The organism is Lysinibacillus telephonicus, from assembly GCF_003966145.1.
Classification (GTDB): Bacteria; Bacillota; Bacilli; order Bacillales_A; family Planococcaceae; genus Ureibacillus; species Ureibacillus telephonicus.
The window spans coordinates 59,886-82,745 of the sequence record NZ_RXNR01000004.1; the positions used below are offsets into that span (position 1 = coordinate 59,886).

Genomic DNA, 22,860 nt, shown 5'->3' on the forward strand with positions numbered 1-22,860 from the left:
TTAAAAGAGATAGGCATGTGGCTCTAACTCCACATGCCATCTCGCTTTTAGGAAAGAGAGGGATTGAAGGATTAATGAAGAAACTTAGAATTGCTTTCTTGTTTTTAACATCTTTCATTTTTTTAGCAACTTTTAAACTTAGCCCTGTAAAAGCTGAAATCGTTGATATTTACGGTGGTATTCAAAATGAATATACATATGAGGAAGTCGTATTCATTACAGGTAAACCAATTGTTTTTACTGGAACGAGCGACGATGTCAAAGTAACTGAAAAGGAAAGTAAAGGAAAACTGACTGAAACTTATAAAATTACTTTAGAGGGTCCAAATGGAGAAAAATTAACACGAAATTTCACCTATGTTTCAGACGTTACAAACTATGATCAAATTGGGCAAAGTACTGCCAATGGTGAAGTAACGAAATATACTGAAAGAATTAAAATCGGTGATGTAACCTATGAATTAGAGGATTATCAGTACTCTAAAGGGAGAATTACTGATAAACGTCCTGCTTCAGATTATTTTTCAGGAAATGTCATTTCTCGTAAAACATATGTGACGAATTCGAAAGATGATCCAGAGACAGTAGTTGTAAATATTGAAAGCCGAAGCTATGGATATGAAAATTTCTGGGGAGCGACAATTACTCAAATTACGGATTATGAATTTCAATATGATAACGGAAAAATTGGCTATGTTCAAAATAAAGCGTCAACTACGAAATCTCGAACATTAAATTATGAAGAAAATACTCCATCCCTTTCTAGTTTTGATGGTGGATATGCTGTAATCAGTGCTGCAAACACAGTTTCCGAATATACATATGATTTGCCTAAAAACAGTGGAAACATCGATTTAGATGCGGAGTATATGTCAAGAATTGAACGATTAATTGTGCCAAAGTTCCGAGATTTATCAGCTCATGGGGCTAAAGATGATATTGAAAAGCTCTATTCTTTAGGCATACTTGATGATCAATCAAACTTCTTCTCTCCAAATACGCCAATGCAGCGCTACGACTTTGCCATTGCGATTGGAAAAGCGGTGGATTTGCGTGTATTAGAGGATAAAAAGTCAACGAAATCAACGACGAGTATTTTTGCAGATGTAAACAGAAATGAAAAAGATTACAACTATTTAGTGTCAGCTGTAGAAAAAGGAATTATTACCGGCACTGAGCCGAACAAATTTATTCCTAACGGTTCATTAACACGACAACAAGCTGCGACAATTTTAGTCCGTGCTTTAGGCTTAGAAAATAAAGCACCAGATCCAGGCTATCAAACAGCATATGCAGATGATGCTAAAATATCAGATTATGCGCGTGATTCAGTGTATGTTGCGACTGAACTTGGGCTTATGTCAGGCAGTAATGGGAAATTTAATCCGAAGGGTGCATTAACACGGGCACAAGCTTCCCAAATTATTATGCGATTCCTTGAATATTTAGAAAATGATTTACAACAAAATTATCGGGATGATATTCTCTTCTTCCAATAAGGGGTGAAAAGCTTTGAATAAGTGTAAAAAAATTGTGATTGTCCTCCTTTGCTGTATGCTGACATTTGCTTGGACGGCACCACTTACGACCGAGGCTGCGACAATTACAGATGTAAAATCTTCCAACTCAAAATATACAGCTGTTAAATGGGCAGTAGATAATGGCATTATGGAAACATATCCTGGAGGAAAGTTTCAAACACATAAACTAGTGACAGAGCAGCAATTATTAACGATGATTGCAAACTTGGATGACAATTATTCATATAGTTATTCATCGGATATGATTTATAATTATTATAGTGAATTAAATATTCCGCTTAATAGCAACCGTTATGCGAATGTATCGAGAGGGCAGTTTGCTAGAATATTTGCAGCTTTAAATGGGCTTGATTTATCTGAGCCTCAAGCTGTTCAGTATTTATATTTAAATGAAATTACAACTGGTACTACTGGTAAGAAGACTTATAATGATTATCAGCCAAATAAAAATATTACACGCGGTGATATCGCTGTGTTCTTCTATCGAATTGCAAAACAAGGTGGTATTGCATCTGAAGGGCTAACAGGAACAGCGACGGGAAAAGATAATAGTCAAATTACCCTGCCAGTAAACTTTATGTCAAATGGAACCGTTGAGTTTGAAAACAATAATGATAATAACCATAATGATTGGTCAAATAATCCTAAGGTTAACAATGAAGTACAAAATATTGAAATTACAAATCCTGAAATTACGGCAAATGGTGTAGATTCTACATTAATTACAATCGATTTAAAAGATAGCTATGGAAATGAAATTTCGGAGGAAGAATCTTTACAATTTAAAGTAACCTCTAAAGCTGGGGCTAAAATTTCTTCATCATCAAACAGTTCAAGTGGACAATCTATTTATGCGTATAGTGATGGCGGTGTATTGTCGGTTTACGTGACAGCGCCAAAACTAACAAAAACAATTAAGGATACTATTACATTCGAATTAGTTAATAATGATGAAGCAAAGTATGCAAGCTATAAAGGTAAAAAGTTTGAAGCAACTTTACGCTATGTACCAAAAGCAGAGCTGCGCATTACTTATGATATTTATGATCCAGAAAATCCAGAATATGCAGGTGGAAATGTTGATTCAGGTGTTAAACCCACTAATCTTCCTGATGATATGGAACCTGGTAAAATAACAATTGTGGAAGTTGATCCAGATGATCAAACTTTTTATGGAAAACAAGGTTCTGATTCAGACAAGTCGATTGACTATGCAAATGCAGAATTAAGAATTGCCAATAAAGAAATTTCTCCATGGCTATTCGAACAAATTGCATTAATAAATTACAACACAACAGTACAGTATTCATTAAATTCGGAAGGTCGTCCTGTTTACAATTTCCATACTGAGGATGTCATTAAAACAGATTACAAGTTATCTATTAGTTCACCAGTTTCAGAGATTGTATTATTTTTAATTGAATTTATTCCTGAGGATGAAGAAGATATTTCACTTTATCTATACGATAGTGTGAAAGCGATACGTGCCATTTATAATAGCTTAAGTTCTTTTGAACAAAAAAATTTACAGAATAATTTTAAGGATGCAATTTCAAAATTAGAGGATGCAGAAGCTGTAGTCGATTCATTAAAGAAAAATCAAGATTTGGCGAATCGACCTGATGACAAGGAGAAATATACAAAGGTAATTGTTTCTTTAGTTGCCCCAGGCGGCAAAATTATTACAGACTATCGTGGTAAAGTTCGTATTAATTACAATGGAGTTAGTGGTGACTTTGAATTCACTACAAACACAAAAGATTATGTAACAAATACGGGACATGCTGGTGCAGCTGTAGCTTATTTCGATTCAGTTATCTATGGAGAAACAGAAGTGACTGCGGAACTCTTGCCGTACGATAGTGAAGATAATTCTTATAAGAAAAGTTTAAAAGATTTATACAATCAAGAAGTAAAAGAAACAATTTTTGCTAATCAACAATTTAAAGAAAATAGCTGCAGTCGTGAAGTTGAGGTAGGTTTTGTTGTTGACCAATCTGGTTCAATGAAGAAAAATGACCCAACTAATCATGTAAGTACAAAAACTAAGCAGTTAATTGAAACAATTGACGCGAAGCATAATAGTGCCGTCCGCTTTAATACGAAAGGAATTCTTGAAAAATCGGGAAGTGCTGAAGTAGTATCTTCAGCTGATATTTTTAAAGCAAGTAATATTAAAGGTGGAACAAACATTGCAAGTGGAATTGATATAGCACTATCAAACTTTACAAGCAGCACGACTACATCGAAATCAATTATTCTAGTATCTGATGGTGTTACAACAGAAAGGCAAATTAACCAAGTAATCCAAAAAGCAAAAAATAATAATGTGAAGATTTATACAGTTGCTGTTGGCAAGCAAGCTGATACGAAATTCTCATCATTAAAACAAATTGCAGACGAAACAGGTGGTCAATTCTTCCACATTTCACAAATAGAGAAATTGCATGATGTATATGAAAATATAGCAGAAGCAATCTTATGTGAAGATTACGATTCGGATAATTTCTGTACTTCTCCGGACTCTATTTTTGATGATGCAGAAGTAGAAATTCGTCGTACAAATGTAACGATGACAGCTACAATTAATACAAATTGTGATAATGTTGACAAGGTAATTGCTCAATTTAACTCTGTTTACGGCAATTATCAATTTGATTTAATTGACCGTGGTCAAAACATTTATAGAGCAACCCAATCTGTATCGAAGTTCCAAAACTTCAATTTATATGAAGATGTTGAATTTTTAGCATATGATGAAAATGGCAATTTAATAGGGTCTAAAACAGTTGAAATTCAATAATTAAAATATAAAAGGTCATCTCCAAATAATGGGACGGCCTTTTACTATTGAATACTTTAAAATAAGAAGTAACAAATTTGTTAAACAATTTAACTCCATAATGAATCAAAACAGCTGAAATACTACTTGCAATAAATATGGAAATACTGCGATTAAATTATTTATGTAGAAATTTTAAATTTTATGGTGAATGATTGTAATAGTAATGTAAAATAATAGAGATAATGAAGAAAAGTATTCAATCATTGAAACAATACATATTTTTTGTTACACTTACTTTAGAATAATTCTAATTTAAAAATTCTTTCATATCATGTTCACAATTTATTATGTGGATAGCGCTTTCTTTATGTTAGAATAGAACTTATGAAATAGATCGTGTGAGGTGTAAAGTTCATGCATACACTTGTAGTAGGCTTGAATTATAAAACTGCGCCAGTCGAAATTCGAGAAAAATTGTCATTTATTGAAAGTGAACTACCGAATGCGATGGCTGCATTAAAAAAAGAAAAAAGCATATTAGAAGATGTTATCGTTTCGACATGTAACAGAACTGAAATATATGCTGTTGTCGATCAATTAAATACAGGTCGATATTATATCAAGCAATTTTTAGCGAAGTGGTTCGATATTCCTGTCGATCAATTCGACAAACATTTATATATCCGAGAAGACGATGATTCACTACATCACCTTTTCCGTGTAACATCTGGAATTGACTCAATGGTGTTAGGTGAAACACAAATTCTTGGACAAGTAAAGAAAAGCTTTTTAGAAGCTCAGGAAATTGGTTCAACTGGAACTATTTATAATCAATTATTTAAGCAGGCTGTTACATTTGCAAAACGTGCTCATAGCGAAACAACTATAAATGAGAATGCTGTATCTGTTTCATATGCGGCAGTTGAGCTTGCAAAGAAAATTTTTGGCTCATTAAAAAATAAACATGTTGCAATTTTAGGTGCAGGTAAAATGGGCGAACTTGCAATTCAAAACCTTTATGGAAGCGGAGTAGGCAAAGTAACGGTATTAAATCGTACATTTGAAAAAGCAGAAAAACTTGCTTCTAAATTTAACGGTGATGCTAAGTCAATGCAGGAATTACAGTGCATTTTACTTGAAGCAGATATTTTAATTAGTTCAACTGGTTCAACAGACTATGTAATTGATTTTGAGTTGATGCAGTTTGTTGAACGTTTACGTAAAGGAAAACCGTTGTTTATGGTAGACATTGCGGTTCCACGCGACTTAGATCCACGAATTGGTGATTTACCTAATGTTTTCTTATACGACATTGATGATTTACAAGGAATCGTAGAAGCAAACTTAGCAGAACGTGAACAAGCTGCACAGGAAATTACAAGTATGATTGAACAAGAAGTTGTTCAATTTAAGGATTGGTTTGCTACTTTAGGTGTTGTACCTGTTATTTCAGCACTTCGTAAAAAGGCTAACCAAATTCAGCAAGAGACAATGATGAGTATTGAAAACAAAATGCCGAATTTAACTGAGCGTGAACGCAAAATTTTAAATAAACATACGAAATCCATCATTAATCAGCTTTTGAAGGAACCGATTTTGCAGGCAAAAGAATTGGCAAATTCGCCTAAAGCAAATCAACAACTTCTGCTTTTCCAACAAATTTTTGGCATTGAGGAAGCTGTTCAAGAAGAAGTGAATACACAGCAGCAAAATGATGCAGTGTCTTTAAAAAGTTCACAAAATGGAACAGTTCTTGAAAGAAAATTGTCATATTAAGTAGAAATAAATTGAGGCGTTTTCGTATCTTTATGGTAAACTATAAGACACGGAAACGCTTATTATTTTACAGATTAGGAAAATAATGAATAATCTAACTTTAGAAAATGAGACATCAAATTTCTTTCATTTAAGAGAAATTTGTATTTTCTAATTAAATTATAGCAAAATTTTTACTAAAATTTGTAAAGGTTAGTATTTCCAAAGTAAAAGTTGTAAAAGATGAAGAAGGGTTGCAAAATGACACAATTAGCAATGGCTTGGCTATACGAGATAATGGTTGTTCTTTACGCAACCGGGATCGTATTTTATTTCATCGATTTTTTTTATAAACGAATAAAGATTCGCCGAATTGCATTTTGGTTTATTTCGATTGTATGGATTTTACAAACAGCTTTCTTATTACTAAATATTGTTGAGACGAAACGCTTTCCGATTCTTTCACTAAGTGAAGGGATTTATTTTTATGCATGGCTGCTAGTGACGCTTTCGATTATTTTACATTGCGTTGCTCGGGTAGATTTACCTGTTTTTTTCATTAGTGTATTAGGTTTTATCTTTGTCACAATCCATTTGTTTGCGCCAGACAGAGTGCAGCATTCACTGGTCGAATCGTTGGAATCTGAAATGTTGTTTATTCACATTTCATTTGCCATACTTTCTTACGCGGCTTTTTCCATATCTTTTGTATTTTCAATACTATATTTGATTTTGTACCGTTTGTTAAAGGAGAAAAAGTATACGAAATTATGGTCCCGCTTACCTAGCTTACATCAGATGAGCAAATGGATGTTCTACTCAATTTTAGTCGGTGTACCGATGATTTTTATTAGTTTGTTATTAGGGCTAGAATGGGCATTTCTAAAATTAGAAGGACTTTCGATGCTTGATATAAAAATTGTAGGATCCTTTATTATTACAATAATTTATTTATTTGTACTAGTATTTCATCATGGCGGGAAAATAACTGGTTTAAATTTTGCATGGGCTCAAATTTATACATTTTTACTCGTTGTGATTAATTTCTTTTTAGGAAGTAAGCTTTCCAACTTCCATTTTTGGTATTAGGCAGAAAGGTAGGTTCATCATGAGAAAAATCATAGTAGGTTCAAGGAAAAGTAAATTAGCTTTAACACAAACAAATTGGTTTATTAACCAATTAAAAAATGCAGGTGCTCCATTTGAATTTGAGGTAAAGGAAATCGTGACAAAAGGAGATCGAATTTTAGATGTTCAATTGTCAAAAGTTGGTGGCAAAGGTTTGTTTGTAAAAGAAATCGAACAGGCTCTTTTCGATAAGGAGATTGACTTTGCTGTACATTCGATGAAAGACATGCCAGCTATATTGCCAGAAGGCTTTGTCATCGGTTGTATTCCACCGCGTGAAGATGCAAGAGATGCATTTATTTCAAAAAATCATGTGAAGTTTACCGACCTTCCAAAAGGGGCTATCGTTGGTACAAGCTCACTTCGCCGTAGTGCTCAGCTATTGCAAGCAAGACCAGACCTTGAAATAAAATGGATTCGAGGAAACGTTGATACACGATTGGCAAAATTAGAATCAGAAGAATTTGACGCAATTATACTAGCTGCAGCAGGGCTAAAGCGCCTAGGTTGGAGCGATGAGGTTGTAACAGAATATCTTGATATTGATCTTTGTTTGCCTGCTGTTGCACAAGGTACTTTAGGTATTGAATGTCGCGCAGATGATGAAGAATTACTTACTGAGCTTGCAAAACTAACAGACAGAACAACTTGGAATGAAGCACATGCAGAGCGCGCATTTTTAGCTGCAATGGATGGTGGATGCCAAGTACCGATAGCAGGTTTTGCTAAATCAAACGGTGAAGAAATCACTTTAACTGGTTTAGTAGCAGCTCCTGATGCATCTGTAGTGTATAAAGAAACATTAACAGGTACAAATCCTGAAGAATTAGGTAAAGAAGTTGCTAAAATTTTGACTGAGCAAGGAGCCTTTGATTTAATTCAAAAAGTGAAGGCTGAGCAAAATGCTTAATTTACCACTAAAGGACAAGATAGTTGTTGTAACAGGAACATCTAGAACAACAACTGTCCTTTCCGAAATTGAAGCTTTAGGAGGAAGAGCAGCTGCTTATCCTCTTATTGAAATAAGAGAAATAATTGAACCAAACGACTCTTTGCAGCTTGAGAAGGCTAAAAATGTTGATTGGCTTATTTTTACGAGCCAAAATGCAGTAGAGATCTTTTGTAATAAACTAAGGCGTTGTCAAATTAGTACTTTTCAGTTAAAAGCAAAAATTGCAGCAGTAGGCGAGAAAACGGCAAAAATCCTCGAGAGCAATCAATTACATGTAGACTTTATGCCCTCTGTTTATAGTGCAGATATTTTTGTTAAGGAATTTCCTGTAGCTGCAGGCTATAATCCTACATGTTTATTTATTAGAGGAAAAAAGGCGAAAGATACATTAAAAGCGGGTCTCCCATTTGCAATACAAGAGTGGAATGTATATGACACTTATGACAATCTTTCATCTATAAAGCCGTTAATTGATACAATTCAATCCAATGAAGAGGTCATTGTAATTTTTGCAAGTCCTTCTGCTGTAGATGTTTTTGCAAAATTTGCTGCGCCGATTGTTGGTTGGACAAAAGCAAAGTATGCTGCTATTGGCCATATTACAGCTGCAAGAATTAAACATTATGGTGCACATGTTACATATAAACCGAACACATATACAATGCAAGCGGTTTTAGATGAAATACAAAATAGAGAGGATGCTTAAATCATGGCACAGCTAAACTTTAAAAGACACCGTCGCCTTCGTACATCTGCTGCGATGCGATCTATGGTAAGAGAAACATACTTACACAAAGAAGATTTAATTTACCCTATTTTTGTTATTGAAGGACAAAATATTAAAAACCCTGTACAGTCAATGCCAGGTGTTTACCAGTTTTCTCTAGATAGATTAGGTGAAGAAATTGATGAAGTAGTAGAACTTGGTATTCCTGCGGTTATTTTATTTGGATTACCTGCTGAAAAAGATGCAATTGGCACTGGAGCATTCCATGATCATGGAATCGTACAAAAAGCTACTCGCTTTGTAAAGGAACGTCATCCAGAGCTAATTGTTATTGCCGACACTTGTCTTTGTGAGTTTACTGATCATGGGCATTGTGGCGTAGTAGAAGGAGATAAAATTTTAAACGATCCTTCACTAGAAATATTAGGACGTACTGCGGTTTCACAAGCACAGGCTGGAGCTGATATTATTGCACCTTCAAATATGATGGATGGTTTCGTTGCGGCAATTCGTGCTGCCCTAGATGAAGCAGGTTTTGAAGATGTTCCGATTATGTCCTATGCAGTTAAATACGCATCAGCTTATTATGGACCTTTCCGTGATGCTGCTGATGGTGCACCTCAATTTGGCGATCGCAAGACATATCAAATGGATCCTGCAAATAGAATTGAAGCGTTCCGCGAAGCTGAATCGGACATTGTAGAAGGTGCGGATTTCTTAATTGTTAAACCTGCCCTTTCTTACTTAGATATCGTACGTGATGTTCGAAATAACTTTACTTTGCCGATTGTTGCTTACAATGTATCTGGTGAATATGCAATGGTTAAAGCAGCTGCCCAAAATGGTTGGATTGAAGAAAAAGCAATCGTAATGGAAACTTTACTTGGTATGAAGCGTGCAGGTGCAGATATGATTATTACTTATCATTCTAAAGACGTTGCTCGTTGGTTGGAGGAAAAATAATATGAGTTCTTATGAAAAATCAATTCAAGCATTTTCTGAAAGCATCAACTTAATGCCTGGTGGCGTAAACAGCCCAGTCCGTGCATTTAAATCAGTAAATACAGATCCAATTTTTATGGAATCAGGGCTTGGTGCCATTATTAAAGATATCGATGGTAATGAGTATATCGATTATGTATTAAGCTGGGGGCCTCTTATTTTAGGGCATTCACATCCAGAGGTAGTGAAAGCAATTCAAGAGCAAGCAGCAAAAGGCTCTTCATTTGGTGCGCCTACTTTACTTGAAAATGAACTAGCTAAATTAGTGATTGACCGAGTTCCTTCAGTTGAAATGGTACGTTTTGTTTCATCAGGAACAGAAGCGACAATGGCAGCATTACGTCTTGCGCGAGGCTATACTGGTCGTGATATCATTTTAAAATTCGAAGGTTCGTACCACGGACATGGTGATTCATTATTAATTAAAGCAGGTTCTGGTGTAGCAACTCTTGGTTTGCCCGACAGTCCTGGCGTTCCTGCTGATATCGCTAAAAATACAATGACTGTTGCTTATAATGATTTAGATTCCGTAAAAGCTGTATTTGAAAAATTCGGTGAGCAAATTGCGGCAGTTATCGTTGAGCCTGTTGCAGGAAATATGGGCGTAGTACCTCCAAAACCAGGCTTCTTAGAAGGATTACGTAAAGTGACAGAAGAAAATGGTGCACTTCTTATTTTTGATGAAGTAATGACAGGTTTCCGTGTGGATTATAATTGTGCTCAAGGCTATTTTGGGATTCACCCAGATCTAACTTGTTTGGGTAAAGTTGTTGGTGGGGGACTTCCAGTAGGTGCCTTTGCCGGTAAACGTGAAATTATGGAGCAAATCGCACCAGCTGGCCCTGTATACCAAGCAGGAACATTGTCAGGAAACCCACTTGCAATGACTGCGGGTATTGAAACATTATCTCGTTTAACTCCTGAAACTTATGAATACTTCAAAAAGTTAGGAGATCAATTAGAAGCAGGGTTCCGTGAAGCAGCAACGAAATATAATATACCACATACTGTAAATCGTGCAGGTTCCATGATTGGTTTCTTCTTAACAAATGAAGATGTAGTGGATTTTGCAACTGCCAAAACTTCAGATTTACAATTGTTTGCAGAGTACTATCGATTAATGGCAGAAGAAGGAGTGTATTTACCTCCTTCACAATTTGAAGGTTTATTTATTTCTACTGCTCATACAGAAGAACATATTGCCAAAACAGTTCAAGCGTTCTACACAGTTTTTGCGAAGCTGGCTCGTTAATAGTAGTTATTGTACTTAAATAAAAAATCTGCTCATTGTAGTCTTTATACATGAGCAGATTTTTTTGTTTATTAATAGCTCTTTTCTGATTGGAATAGAAAATAACTTTCTGCTTTTGACCTTAGTCATCAAAAATATTTGGAACGAAAATTAACAACTCCGTAATGAAAAATAAAATTGCGAATGTAAATTGTTTTATTATTTACTTTTCGACATCGATACTCTTTTTAGCATACTTTAATTTCTCTCGCATATTGTAGAAACGGGAGGGATATCATATGCAAAATATTAACTGGGAAATGATGACTCAATTTGTTTTTCCTGAACAGTGTGGCATTGTTGAAGAAATTATTTCTGTTGATATAAAACCAATTTGGCAGCAAATCGAAACGGACGATTCTATTCGATTAGTTGGTATATATCATATTGCTGCGGTTGCGCGTTTTAATCCAAAAGAGACCCCAGAATATTGTGAAGGAACGTTAATTGATCAATTAGAATTTGATGGTCATGATGGTTATTTTGAATATGCACTGCCATTAGAAGTTGATTTACCTCGAGATAAAGTTGCTGAAAAAAATCAGCCTCAAGTTTGCGTTAATGATGTCTCGTTTTTCGTTTATGATGGCTCGAGTTGCACATTTAAATGGGAAGTAGACTGTGAATTTGAAGAATCTGTTGAAGGTGCTTTATTTAAACACGAACCAACTGTTGAACCAATGCCAGTGTTGGAGAAACCAAGCTTACCAGAATCCTCTTCTAAAAAAGAAGAACTTAAATTTACTCATGAAGAGGCAGCACAACAGGAACCAATAGTGACAGAAGAACTACGATTTGGCTATGATGCGATATTTCCGGAACAACCAAAATTACCAGAGTTAGAAACTGTAATGGAAGAAGATAAAAATACAGTTGAATCTTTAAATTCTGTGGGACAAACAGTACCTGAGGAGCCGTCCTATGTTGAAGTGTATAAATTTGTAGAACCGATAATTGAAAGCAGTAGTAGCAGTAGTAGTATGAAAATGGCTCCAGAGTTTGAACTTAGCCGTGGTACAGTAGAAGAAATTGAAGAACCACAAGCTAGTCAGCCAAAAGTTAGTGAACAACAGAGAGAGAAATTGGTCGAGTCAAATCAATATTTCCCGACAGATACAGATGATTTTTATAATGAATTGACAGAATCATATACTTTATTAAACATTTCAAATAAAATCCGTTATGAATAAATAACATAGCAAAGCGAGCAGTAGCAAAAATAGAAAGTCTCCAGTTGTTGGCAAAAATAAAGTTCTTAATCCTTGGAAAACTGTAATGGGGATAATAATTTGCTTGCAAAAAAATCTTGTTTTCCTTAGCCAAGGCGGCAATAAATAAGGATTATAGCTTCTGCCTTTAAAGCCCCTTTTTTTCAAAAAGTTCACACGCCTTTCATTATATTCGTTGTCACTTGAAAACTGTTGTTGTAATATTATACAATAAGACCAGTTAAAATTTGCTTAACTTATTTTATAAGTTAAACAAATTTAGCCTCCGGCGGATGTCACAGATTTTGAAAGGAGTATGTCGTGCATGCACGACCAAAATCTGGACGGCATGTATCTGCACCGATAGCTTACAGCAGATGCAAATTCGTACGGCGAATTTGAATATTTGATGCAATGAATAGGAAGAGTAGAATGATAATTGCTTGCACAAGAGAGGGAACGGTAGCTGAAAAGTTTCTGCTTGCAACCATTTGAATGTAGCCTTGGAGCAGCTTTTGTGAAATAACAGTAGCAAAACGCCGGTGAAAAGCCGTTATTTAAATGAGAGCCATTGAGATTAAAGCTTGTAAATCTCATGGAATAAAGGTGGTACCGCGAATGATTATAAACTCCTTCGTCCTTTTTAGACGGAAGGAGTTTTTTATTTTGTCTTAAAACAGGCATTAATTTAAGGAGGAAAACTATTTATGTCAGAAGAACAACAAAACATTTCGATGCCAACGAAATACGATCCGCAAAGTATCGAAGCTGGTCGCTATGAATGGTGGCTGCAAGGTAAATTTTTCGAAGCTCAGCCTGAAAGTGGCAAACAGCCTTATTCAATCGTTATTCCACCGCCAAACGTTACAGGGAAGCTTCACTTAGGCCACGCTTGGGATACTACATTACAAGATATTCTTGTTCGTATGAAGCGTATGCAAGGATATGATGCATTATGGCTGCCTGGTATGGACCATGCCGGTATTGCAACTCAAGCAAAGGTTGAAGCAAAACTTCGTGAAGAGGGAGTGTCGCGCTATGACCTTGGCCGTGAAAAATTCCTTGAAAAAACATGGGAATGGAAGGAAGAATATGCTAGTCATATTCGACAACAATGGGCAAAGCTTGGGTTAGGACTTGACTATACTCGTGAGCGTTTTACCCTTGATGAAGGCTTATCTGATGCTGTAAAAGAAGTATTTGTTAAGCTATATGAAAAAGGACTAATTTACCGTGGTGAACGTATCATTAACTGGGATCCAGCTGCGAAAACAGCTTTATCTGACATTGAAGTAATCCATAAAGAGGTAGAAGGTGCATTCTATCATATGGAATACCCATTAGCAGATGGCTCTGGTGTTTTACGTGTAGCTACTACACGCCCAGAAACAATGTTAGGCGACTCAGGTGTTGCTGTACATCCGGAAGATGAACGATACAAACATTTAATTGGCAAAACTGTTATCCTTCCAATTGTAGGTCGCGAAATTCCAATCGTAGCCGATGATTATGTTGATATGGAATTCGGTACAGGTGTTGTAAAAATGACGCCGGCTCATGATCCGAACGACTTTGAAGTTGGTAATCGTCATAATTTAGAACGCATTCTTGTAATGAATGAAGATGGCACAATGAACGAACTTGCCGGAAAATATGCTGGGTTAGACCGCTTCGAATGCCGTAAGCAAATCGTAAAAGATCTACAAGAAGCAGGCGTTTTAGTTGAAATTGAACCACATACTCATCAAGTAGGCCACTCTGAACGTTCAGGTGCTGTGGTAGAGCCTTACCTTTCAGCTCAATGGTTCGTAAAAATGGGACCTCTTGCAGAGCAAGCATTGGAAATGCAGAAAAATGAAGCGGAAAAAGTTAACTTTGTTCCAAATCGTTTTGAAAATACGTACAATCGCTGGATGGAAAATATCCATGATTGGTGTATTTCTCGTCAACTATGGTGGGGTCATCAAATTCCGGCATGGTACCATAATGAAACTGGCGAAATTTATGTTGGTAAAGAAGCACCAGAAGATGTTGAAAACTGGACACAAGATGAAGATGTACTCGATACATGGTTCTCTTCTGCATTATGGCCATTTTCAACAATGGGCTGGCCAGATGCTGAAAATGAAGAATTTAAACGTTACTATCCAACAAATACACTAGTAACAGGGTATGACATTATTTTCTTCTGGGTAAGCCGCATGATTTTCCAAGGTAAAGAATTTACTGGCGAACGTCCATTTAAAGATGTATTAATCCATGGTTTAGTCCGTGATGGTGAAGGACGTAAAATGAGTAAATCGCTTGGTAATGGTGTAGATCCAATGGAAGTAATCGCACAATATGGCGCCGATTCACTTCGCTATTTCTTAGCTACTGGTTCTTCTCCAGGCCAAGATTTGCGTTATACAACTGAAAAGGTAGAAGCTGTTTGGAACTTTGCAAATAAAATTTGGAATGCATCACGCTTTGCCCTCATGAATATGGATGGCTTAAAATACGAAGAAATTGACTTAACAGGCAATTTAAATGTTGCAGATAAATGGATTTTAACTCGTTTAAATGAAACAATTGAACGTGTAACAAGCCTAGCAGAGCGTTATGAGTTTGGTGAGGTTGGCCGTGAACTTTATAACTTCATTTGGGATGATTTCTGTTCATGGTATATCGAAATGGCTAAACTTCCACTATATGGTGAAGATGAGCAAGCGAAGAAAACAACTAGATCTGTTCTTGCATATGTTCTTGACAACACAATGCGCTTACTGCATCCGTTAATGCCATTTATTACAGAAGAGATTTGGCAGCACTTGCCTCATAGCGGTGAATCTATTACAGTAGCTGCATGGCCAACTGTAAAAGAAGAATTCAACTTTAGCAATGATGCAGCAAGTATGAAGCTTCTCATGGACATTATACGTTCTGTGCGAAACATTCGTGCAGAAGTAAATACACCTATGAGCAAAAAAGTAGAGCTATTCATTGCAACTAAGGATGCAGAAACTACAAGGGTTTTAGAGGAAAATAGAGCATATGTTGAGAAATTCTGTAATCCTGAAAGCTTAACAATTGGTGAAAACATTGAAGCACCTAGCCAATCCATGACTGCAGTTGTAACAGGGGCTGAATTATTCTTACCTTTAGCAGGTTTAATTAATTTAGAAGAGGAAATTGCTCGTCTTGAAAAAGAACTAGAAAAATGGGCGAAGGAAGTAAAATTAGTTTCAGGAAAGCTTTCAAATGAAAAATTTGTTTCAAAAGCACCGGAGGAACTTGTTGCTAAAGAACGTGAAAAACTGGCAGATTACAAAGAAAAATATGAAGTAGTTGAAAAACGTTTAGCAGAGTTAAAAAATATGTAATATTATAGAAGATGTCCTAGTTTAACTAGGGCATTTTTCGTTGTTGTAGAAAATATAGTATTAATTTTTATTGTTTTCATTTTGTAAGGAGCGCTATTAGTTAGTTACTCCTCCTTTTTTCTAGCTTAGTACACAGTTTATAGTGGCAGGCTGTGCTTTCTTAATCGTTCAACCTGCTTGGACGTGAATATGCAATAGACTAACCAGTAATGAGTACGTACAAGCCCTTACTGATATAAGATGGTATAGTATAGATTAAATATTTTAAAAACAGGAGCAGATTAAATGTTTCAGTCAATAGAACAATGTACAGATTTTATTTTTAAATTGAAGGCAAGCGAATATAAGGGTGAGCCACTGGAAGCAGTTCGAATTATTTTAGAGCAGTTGGGGAATCCACAAAATAGAGTTAAATACATACATTTTGCTGGATCAAATGGCAAGGGCTCCACGTTAAATGCAACGAGGGAAATTTTAATGGGACACGGCCTGTCAGTTGGCGCTTTTACATCTCCTCATCTGGAAAGAGTTAATGAACGAATAACAATAAATAAGGTTCAAATTACTGATGAACAATTTTTACAATATGCCAATATTATTTCAGATGTCATCCAGTCGAAGCTGGATGGGAAATTTCCTAGCTTTTTTGAGATTATGACTGTGCTAGCCCTATTGCATTTTGCGAATGGACAAATAGACGTGGCATTAATAGAGACTGGCATTGGTGGTCGTATAGACTCAACGAATATAATTATTCCTGAGATTTCAGTGATTACGACTATTTCATTAGAACATACCGAAATATTGGGGGATTCAATTGAAAAAATTGCATACGAGAAAGCAGGGATTATAAAGGACGGGAAGCCTGTTGTAGTAGGGGTAAAGCAACAAGAAGCACTGAGAGTAATAAAGCAAAAGGCAATGCAAAGCGATGCTGTAATATACTGTTTAAATGAGGATTTTCATTACGAGAATATTCAACAATCTTTCCCTCAAACGTTTGATTTTAAATCACAGCAGCTTACTTTAAGTAATATACCATTAGCAATGTTAGGCTTGCATCAAGTGGAAAATGCTTCTTTAGCAATTGTAGCTTCAAAGCTATTTGATCGTGATATCTCTGAGAATACAATTAAACAAGCACTTCAAAATGCACGTTGGGAAGGCCGATTTGAAAGGGTTGGCGAGCGAATTATTATTGATGGTGCGCATAATTCAGAAGGAACTGCTGCACTAATTAAAACATTAAAGCAAGTGTATCCAAATAAAAGCTATAAATTCGTATATGCGGCATTAATGGATAAGGATCATGGAAAAAGTATTGCAATGATGGATCAGGTTGCTTCTGCCATGCGATTTACTGAAATACCATTGCCTCGCGCAGCAAAGGCTGATTATCTTGCTTCACAGTCAAAACATCCAAACATTATTTCAAATGAAAACTGGAAGCAATTAATTCAAGATGAAGAACAAAATCTTCTAGAAAATGAACTGTTAATCATTACAGGTTCTCTTTATTTTATTGCAGAAGTACGAACATATTTATCTTCATTCAGCAAAAGACTCCCGCCTCTATAGGGGGGGTGAATGCAAATTTGTTTTTATTCCGTGATGGTGCAAACCTTATTTGGGTAAAGGTAAAGTCTCCGGCCAGTCATTCTTAGGGAAGTTTAGAAAGGAAGTTTAAAATGATTCCGAAACTTGATGAATATAAAAAAAAATGGGAAGTTGAAAGCGATCAAATTATTAAACCGGGACTTGGAGCGATTAGAAGTGCATTAAAAAAGTTAAATAATCCGCAAGAGCATTTAAATATTGTTCATATCGCAGGGACTAATGGCAAAGGTTCTACGCTTACATTTTTAGAGCAAATATCAAAACAGCATGGTCTAACTGTTGGGAAGTTTATGTCTCCTTGTATTGTCGATGTACATGATCAAATTCAAATTAATGGACAGGCGATTTCTGAAAAAGAATTAAATAGTATTTTTAAACAAATGAAAAATGCGAATTTAAGTGGAATGTTAACAGATTTTGAACTGTTAACATGTGCGGCTTTTCTTCATTTCTACCAACAAGAGGTAGATCTTGTCCTGTTAGAGACTGGGATGGGTGGCAGAGAAGATAGCACGAATGTTGTCACGCCAATAGTCTCTATTATTACCAGCATTGCTTTAGAACATACGAGGTTTCTAGGACCGACAATTAAAAGCATTGCTAGTCACAAGGCGGGTATCATTAAGGAAGGTAGACCTATAATAATTGGAAAATTGCCAGAGGAAGCCCTCTATGTAGTTGAACAAGAAGCTTATGAAAAACATGCACCTTTAATAAAGCTTGGCGACCATTTTAATATTGATTGTACGAATGAATTTGGAGATATATATACTAATGATGAAAACGGTCTTTATATAAATGATCTAAAACGGTCACTGCCGGGAGAACATCAGGGCGACAATATGGCGTTGGCAATAACGGCTTTATTTGAGGTAGCGAAGTATTTCCAACTGCCAGTGGATATTGAAAAAATTCGAGAAGGTGTAAAACATGCTACATTGCCTGGCCGATTTGAACAAGTATATCCAAATATCTATTTTGACGGAGCCCACAATCCAGCTAGTGCAATAAAGCTTGCTGAAACAATTCGGCAGCAGTTTCCAAATGAGGTTATTCGCTTTGTTATCGGTATGTTAGCTGATAAAGATGTGAAATCTGTGTTACGGACATTTGAAACCGTTAGTGAAGAGTTTTATTTTGTTGATTTCATGAATGAACGTGCGATGAAGGCAGAGGATATGCTTTCTCTATCAAATGCGTCATCTAAGCAAATCGTAAAAGATTATATTCCTTTCCTTCAAAGCTGTATAAACCGCAATGGAAAAACGATTGTAACGGGCTCGCTATATTTATTAGCTGAGATTAGAGAAGCACTTTTAAATAAATATTAAAGCAAATATCATGTTGAATCGTAGCGATTATTCGTAGTATTTGCGAAATATTTTTTAGCTGAGACGACAATAGTCTCGCTTTTTTTTGTTCTGTATTTGTTACGGTTACAATGAGGTGATGCGAATGAAATTTCCAAAAGGAATCGGACGAAGAGACCTAACATATGCAGCAATTTTAGGTTCAGTGGCAGGCCTAGCAGGAGTACTGTTTTTTATACTATTACTTAGTTCAATGAATACTACAGAAACAGAAACAGCAGAACAGACTAGTCAAGGCAAGGAAGAAGAAGTCATACCAGTACAATCAACAAATAATAATATAGAAGTTGATTCATCAGTGGAATTTTTCGCAAACCAACATGGTGTATTTTCAAGTCAAGCAGCAGCGTTAGAATTTACTTCTGGATATGCCTCTCTTAATACGAGTGCAGTTGTAGAAGTGGATGGGAGTTATTATGTTTGGTCCTCAGTAACGCCGATCAAAGAAGATATTGTTCTATCGGATAATCCCACTTCATTTGTAAAACCATTTAAATTATCTGGAGGAGCCTGTACAAACCCAGAAATTCAAAGTTTGCCCAAGAATTTGCAAAGCAATGATCGTTCAAAATTTTATTTTGAGGAAGGCAATGTCCCTGAAAATATTCCTGAGGATTGGCAATCAATAACATCAGCAATATCAAGTCTTTCAGATGATTTAGGAGTTGCCAGGCTGCATTTAATTGCTCATTATATGACTAAAAATGACTGCTTGAAAATTGAATTTTAATAGATGGTTTTTAGGGAGAATTCTAGTTTTCTATGGTTCGCTAAAAATTTTCAAATTTCGTTTCCTCAGCTATTATATAGACAGGAGGAATGGAAATGAATTTAATTACAGATCACGAAATTGTGTTGGCATCATCTTCACCAAGACGAAAGGAACTATTTTCAAAATTAGGTATTCCTTTTGAGGTTATTACAAGTAATGTGGTGGAGACATCGGTACAAGCAGAATTGATGGAAGAGTATGTTAAAGAAGTAGCTTTGCTAAAATCACGTGATGTTGCAAAAGTAGCTGTTGGAAAAACAATTATTGGTGCAGATACAGTAGTCGTTTATGAGGACACACTGTTACATAAACCAAAAACAAAGGAAGAAGCGATAGCTCACTTGCAAAAACTCTCTAATAATGTTCATCAAGTCATGACTGCGGTTGCAATTATTCAGCCCGATGGAACAGAAGAAATTTTTGTGGAAAAGACCTTCGTATATTTTAAGAAACTTTCACTTGAGCTAATTAATTTTTATGTAGAAACGGGCGACCCTTTTGATAAAGCGGGTGGCTATGGCATCCAAACACTTGGTGCCCTATTGGTAGATCGAATTGATGGAGACTACAACAATGTAGTCGGATTACCTTTAGCAAGTGTGTTTGAAAAATTAGTTGCACTAAATATTATTAAAATTTAAGGGAAGTGAAGTTGAATGACCATTGCGATCTTTCCGGAGCTTATGATACGTGATGTTCATGCAGAAGACCGGCCGCGTGAACGGCTAATCCGGCAAGGTGCACAAAGTTTATCGAATCAAGAGTTAATTGCGATCTTATTACGTACAGGAACAAAGCAAGAGTCTGTGCTTGCGCTTGCAAATCGTGTATTAAATTATTTTGAGAAATTGCATGGGCTAAAACATGCAACACTCGAAGAAATTATATCGGTAAAGGGGATTGGCGAAGCAAAGGCGGTACAGCTTTTGGCAGCTATAGAACTTGGCAGGAGGCTTGCGCAGAAGCAAGTAGACTCTCGTTTCACAATCCGTTCCCCACAAGATGCAGCCACTTATTTAATGCCTGAAATGTCTTCATTGCAGCAAGAGCATTTCGTCGTTTTATTTTTAAATGTAAAAAATCAAGTATTGCACAAACAAACAATTTTTATTGGCAGCTTAAATTCCAGCATTGTCCATCCACGAGAAATATTCCGCGAAGCTGTTAAACGTTCTGCAGCCTCTATTATTTGTGCACATAATCATCCATCTGGAAACGCAGCGCCCAGTCCAGAAGATATAGAAGTGACGAAGCGTCTGCAAGAAGCAGGGTATATCATCGGCATTGAACTTGTTGATCATGTTATCATTGGAGATCATCAATTTACGAGTTTAAAAGAAAAGGGCTATATGTAATAAAGTTATCTAAACAGACGAAAATCTATTTTTTATGGATTTCCGTCTGTTTTTTGTTTGATTTTAAATACGAATTGCTAAATTAATTTTTTTAGTTTTAAGTTGAAGCTGAAAATTATCAAGATTACTGAAACTTTTTGGATAATATTTCCGTATGTTTGTAAAGAAGTAAATTCGAAAAAGAATTCAATGAGTAAGTTTAGTGAAATATTAATTTTTTCGAATCCCGGATTTGATTCGACAAAATGAGGAGGTGTTGAAAATGAATATTGAATCTACGTTCGATGTTGTTGCTACAGTCTTCAATATAATAGCTTGGAGCGGTATACTTTTTTGGGTGTACAGAGTTTATAAAAAACAAATCATAAAGCCTGAAATATGGAAAATGTTGATTGTCATGATTGTAGGGCTATTCTCCTTTTCAATTAAATTCAATTTGTTTCAATCAATAATAAATATTCCGATATTGCCTCTTGGTGTATGGATTCTGTATTTCATTTTAAAACCACGGGAGGAGAGCTGGCAAAAGTATCGTTCATTTGCTTGGGTTGGTTTTTGGGCAAATTTTATTTTCTTAGCTGCCACATTATTAACTTTACCGATTCATTATTTAATATATCCTAACGATAAACTTTCTACATATATTTCCAACATTGAACATGCAGCAATTGTAACGATTCATCCATCAGGGAATGGGCAACCTCTCGTGAAAGATGATCTATTAAATCAATTGGAAACAATGGAAAAACAAAAGATCAATAGTAGCGAGTGGTACCAAGACATAGTAATAAATTCTGATACGAATGAGAGAAATGAGCGGTTCCCATATCAACTTGTTGGTACATTTCCTAAATGGGGGAGCGGCCTTCATTCAATTATTTATATAGAGGAGGATGGAAAGGGAATCCTCGTATCGACGCCAAAAGAGCAACTTTATTTTCGCTCTGAAATGTCCTTGATAGAAAGGGTGGAATAGTTCATGAAAAAAAAGTCATTTCTTATGACTGGAATAGCAGTAGCTGTTATATTATTCGCAATGATTTACTGGTTTGAATTTTCTGAGCCTAATCCCTTTCCACCGATTGAACAACTTCTTGAAGAGATAAATAATAGCTATCCCGAAGTGACAGCAAAACTCATCCAAGATACATCTTTTGTTGATGAGCGTCATGTCGTAGTACCGTTTATTTCAAATGAAAATATGTATGGTCTCAGCTATTGGGTTTGGAAAAATCATGAGTGGCAAATTGCAGAGATAGATACAAGTGGAATACCGAGGCTATTCAAAGCGAATAAAAATAACCCTTCATCCTATTATTTTGTTTGGAATATTCACCCGGGAGATGCTTTAGGTTCAATTGAGTTTTATTTCGTAAGAGATAGAAATTTCTATGTTTCAGATAATATCCATACCTATTCACCAAAAATTCAAATGATGAAAGAAGTTTCACTAAAAGACAAATCTTATGGTGTAATGCAGCTCCCAGAAGAATGGGTAACAATAATAGAGGAATTTTCAAAATCACAATTAGCAAATAAACCAAGTCCTTCTTTCCAGCATTTTTTTCCTGATCAATCGATGTATTTTGGATGGATTCCATATGATGAGATGAAGCGCGAATCTTACCCAGAACTATCAAGTAATGGGGGTGGCTTTTCTACCGGTGATGACGTGGAATTAGAGCATGTCATGATATTCAATCGAGTAGATGTGGAATATCTTAAATGAAATTCATTAGTCCTATAGTCAAATTGATTTCCTTTTTTCTTTAACAGATAAATTATAATGAAAAAATAATTTTGATAGAATTCAGTATTAATGTTGGCTTAACTGTAATAAATAGAATAATAAATAATTTCTGAAGCGAGTTGGGTTCAATATGGGTTGAACCTTCTTTTTAGATTTATCAGAAAATATACATTAACAATCGTTCGTATTTAAGGTAAAATTTGTATATATATTCAAACTTGAAACCTGGTTTATTTGGAGAAAAT

At 35.6% G+C, this 22,860-nt stretch carries 17 protein-coding genes and 1 other annotated feature; all 17 genes read left to right on the forward strand.

The window, feature by feature from the left end:
* The first annotated feature begins 17 nt into the window (after positions 1-17).
* The 17 genes from EKG35_RS02155 (at position 18) to EKG35_RS02240 (ending at position 22,594) form a co-directional block, all read left to right on the forward strand.
* On the forward strand, positions 18-1,499 hold the full coding sequence (locus EKG35_RS02155) for an S-layer homology domain-containing protein (protein ID WP_246020134.1): 1,482 nt from the start codon (positions 18-20) through the stop codon (positions 1,497-1,499).
* 13 nt (positions 1,500-1,512) lie between these two features.
* Positions 1,513-4,344: a VWA domain-containing protein gene (locus EKG35_RS02160; RefSeq protein WP_126292671.1), complete on the forward strand. Its 2,832-nt coding sequence runs from the start codon at positions 1,513-1,515 to the stop codon at positions 4,342-4,344.
* 396 nt (positions 4,345-4,740) lie between these two features.
* Positions 4,741-6,102 carry a glutamyl-tRNA reductase gene (gene hemA / locus EKG35_RS02165; protein ID WP_126292672.1) on the forward strand — a complete coding sequence of 454 codons (1,362 nt, stop codon included), beginning with the start codon at positions 4,741-4,743 and terminating at the stop codon, positions 6,100-6,102.
* Between the two features lie 240 nt (positions 6,103-6,342).
* Positions 6,343-7,170 carry a cytochrome c biogenesis protein CcsA gene (gene ccsA, locus EKG35_RS02170; RefSeq protein ID WP_126292673.1) on the forward strand — a complete coding sequence of 276 codons (828 nt, stop codon included), beginning with the start codon at positions 6,343-6,345 and terminating at the stop codon, positions 7,168-7,170.
* Positions 7,171-7,189: 19 nt separating this feature from the next.
* Positions 7,190-8,119, forward strand: a complete 930-nt coding sequence (gene hemC, locus EKG35_RS02175) for a hydroxymethylbilane synthase (protein ID WP_126292674.1) — start codon at positions 7,190-7,192, stop codon at positions 8,117-8,119.
* Positions 8,112-8,867 carry a uroporphyrinogen-III synthase gene (locus EKG35_RS02180; protein ID WP_126292675.1) on the forward strand — a complete coding sequence of 252 codons (756 nt, stop codon included), beginning with the start codon at positions 8,112-8,114 and terminating at the stop codon, positions 8,865-8,867. The genes hemC and EKG35_RS02180 overlap by 8 nt, the downstream gene beginning before the upstream one ends.
* Positions 8,868-8,870: 3 nt before the next feature.
* Entirely contained in the window at positions 8,871-9,851 is a 981-nt protein-coding gene (gene hemB / locus EKG35_RS02185; protein ID WP_126292676.1) for a porphobilinogen synthase, read from the forward strand.
* A 1-nt stretch (position 9,852) separates the two neighbouring features.
* Positions 9,853-11,142, forward strand: a complete 1,290-nt coding sequence (gene hemL, locus EKG35_RS02190) for a glutamate-1-semialdehyde 2,1-aminomutase (protein ID WP_126292677.1) — start codon at positions 9,853-9,855, stop codon at positions 11,140-11,142.
* Positions 11,143-11,420: 278 nt separating this feature from the next.
* A complete protein-coding gene (locus tag EKG35_RS02195) occupies positions 11,421-12,371 on the forward strand; it encodes a hypothetical protein (protein ID WP_126292678.1) in 951 nt (316 codons plus the stop codon).
* Positions 12,372-12,794: 423 nt separating this feature from the next.
* Positions 12,795-13,034, forward strand: a binding site (T-box leader).
* A 62-nt stretch (positions 13,035-13,096) separates the two neighbouring features.
* Entirely contained in the window at positions 13,097-15,751 is a 2,655-nt protein-coding gene (locus tag EKG35_RS02205) for a valine--tRNA ligase (protein ID WP_126292680.1), read from the forward strand.
* A 285-nt stretch (positions 15,752-16,036) separates the two neighbouring features.
* Positions 16,037-17,329, forward strand: coding sequence for a bifunctional folylpolyglutamate synthase/dihydrofolate synthase (locus tag EKG35_RS02210; protein ID WP_126292681.1), 1,293 nt, complete (start codon positions 16,037-16,039; stop codon positions 17,327-17,329).
* Positions 17,330-17,439: 110 nt separating this feature from the next.
* Entirely contained in the window at positions 17,440-18,699 is a 1,260-nt protein-coding gene (locus EKG35_RS02215) for a bifunctional folylpolyglutamate synthase/dihydrofolate synthase (RefSeq protein WP_126292682.1), read from the forward strand.
* A gap of 124 nt (positions 18,700-18,823) precedes the next feature.
* A complete protein-coding gene (locus tag EKG35_RS02220) occupies positions 18,824-19,468 on the forward strand; it encodes a hypothetical protein (protein ID WP_126292683.1) in 645 nt (214 codons plus the stop codon).
* 95 nt (positions 19,469-19,563) lie between these two features.
* Positions 19,564-20,151 (forward strand): Maf family protein, encoded by a 588-nt coding sequence (locus EKG35_RS02225; RefSeq protein WP_126292684.1) that lies wholly within the window; start codon positions 19,564-19,566, stop codon positions 20,149-20,151.
* Between the two features lie 15 nt (positions 20,152-20,166).
* The gene (gene radC / locus EKG35_RS02230) at positions 20,167-20,865 is read left to right on the forward strand and encodes a RadC family protein (protein WP_126292685.1); all 699 of its coding nucleotides are present in this window, start codon (positions 20,167-20,169) and stop codon (positions 20,863-20,865) included.
* Between the two features lie 262 nt (positions 20,866-21,127).
* The gene (locus tag EKG35_RS02235) at positions 21,128-21,841 is read left to right on the forward strand and encodes a hypothetical protein (RefSeq protein WP_126292686.1); all 714 of its coding nucleotides are present in this window, start codon (positions 21,128-21,130) and stop codon (positions 21,839-21,841) included.
* Between the two features lie 3 nt (positions 21,842-21,844).
* Positions 21,845-22,594, forward strand: coding sequence for a hypothetical protein (locus EKG35_RS02240; RefSeq protein ID WP_126292687.1), 750 nt, complete (start codon positions 21,845-21,847; stop codon positions 22,592-22,594).
* The last annotated feature ends 266 nt before the right edge of the window (positions 22,595-22,860 follow it).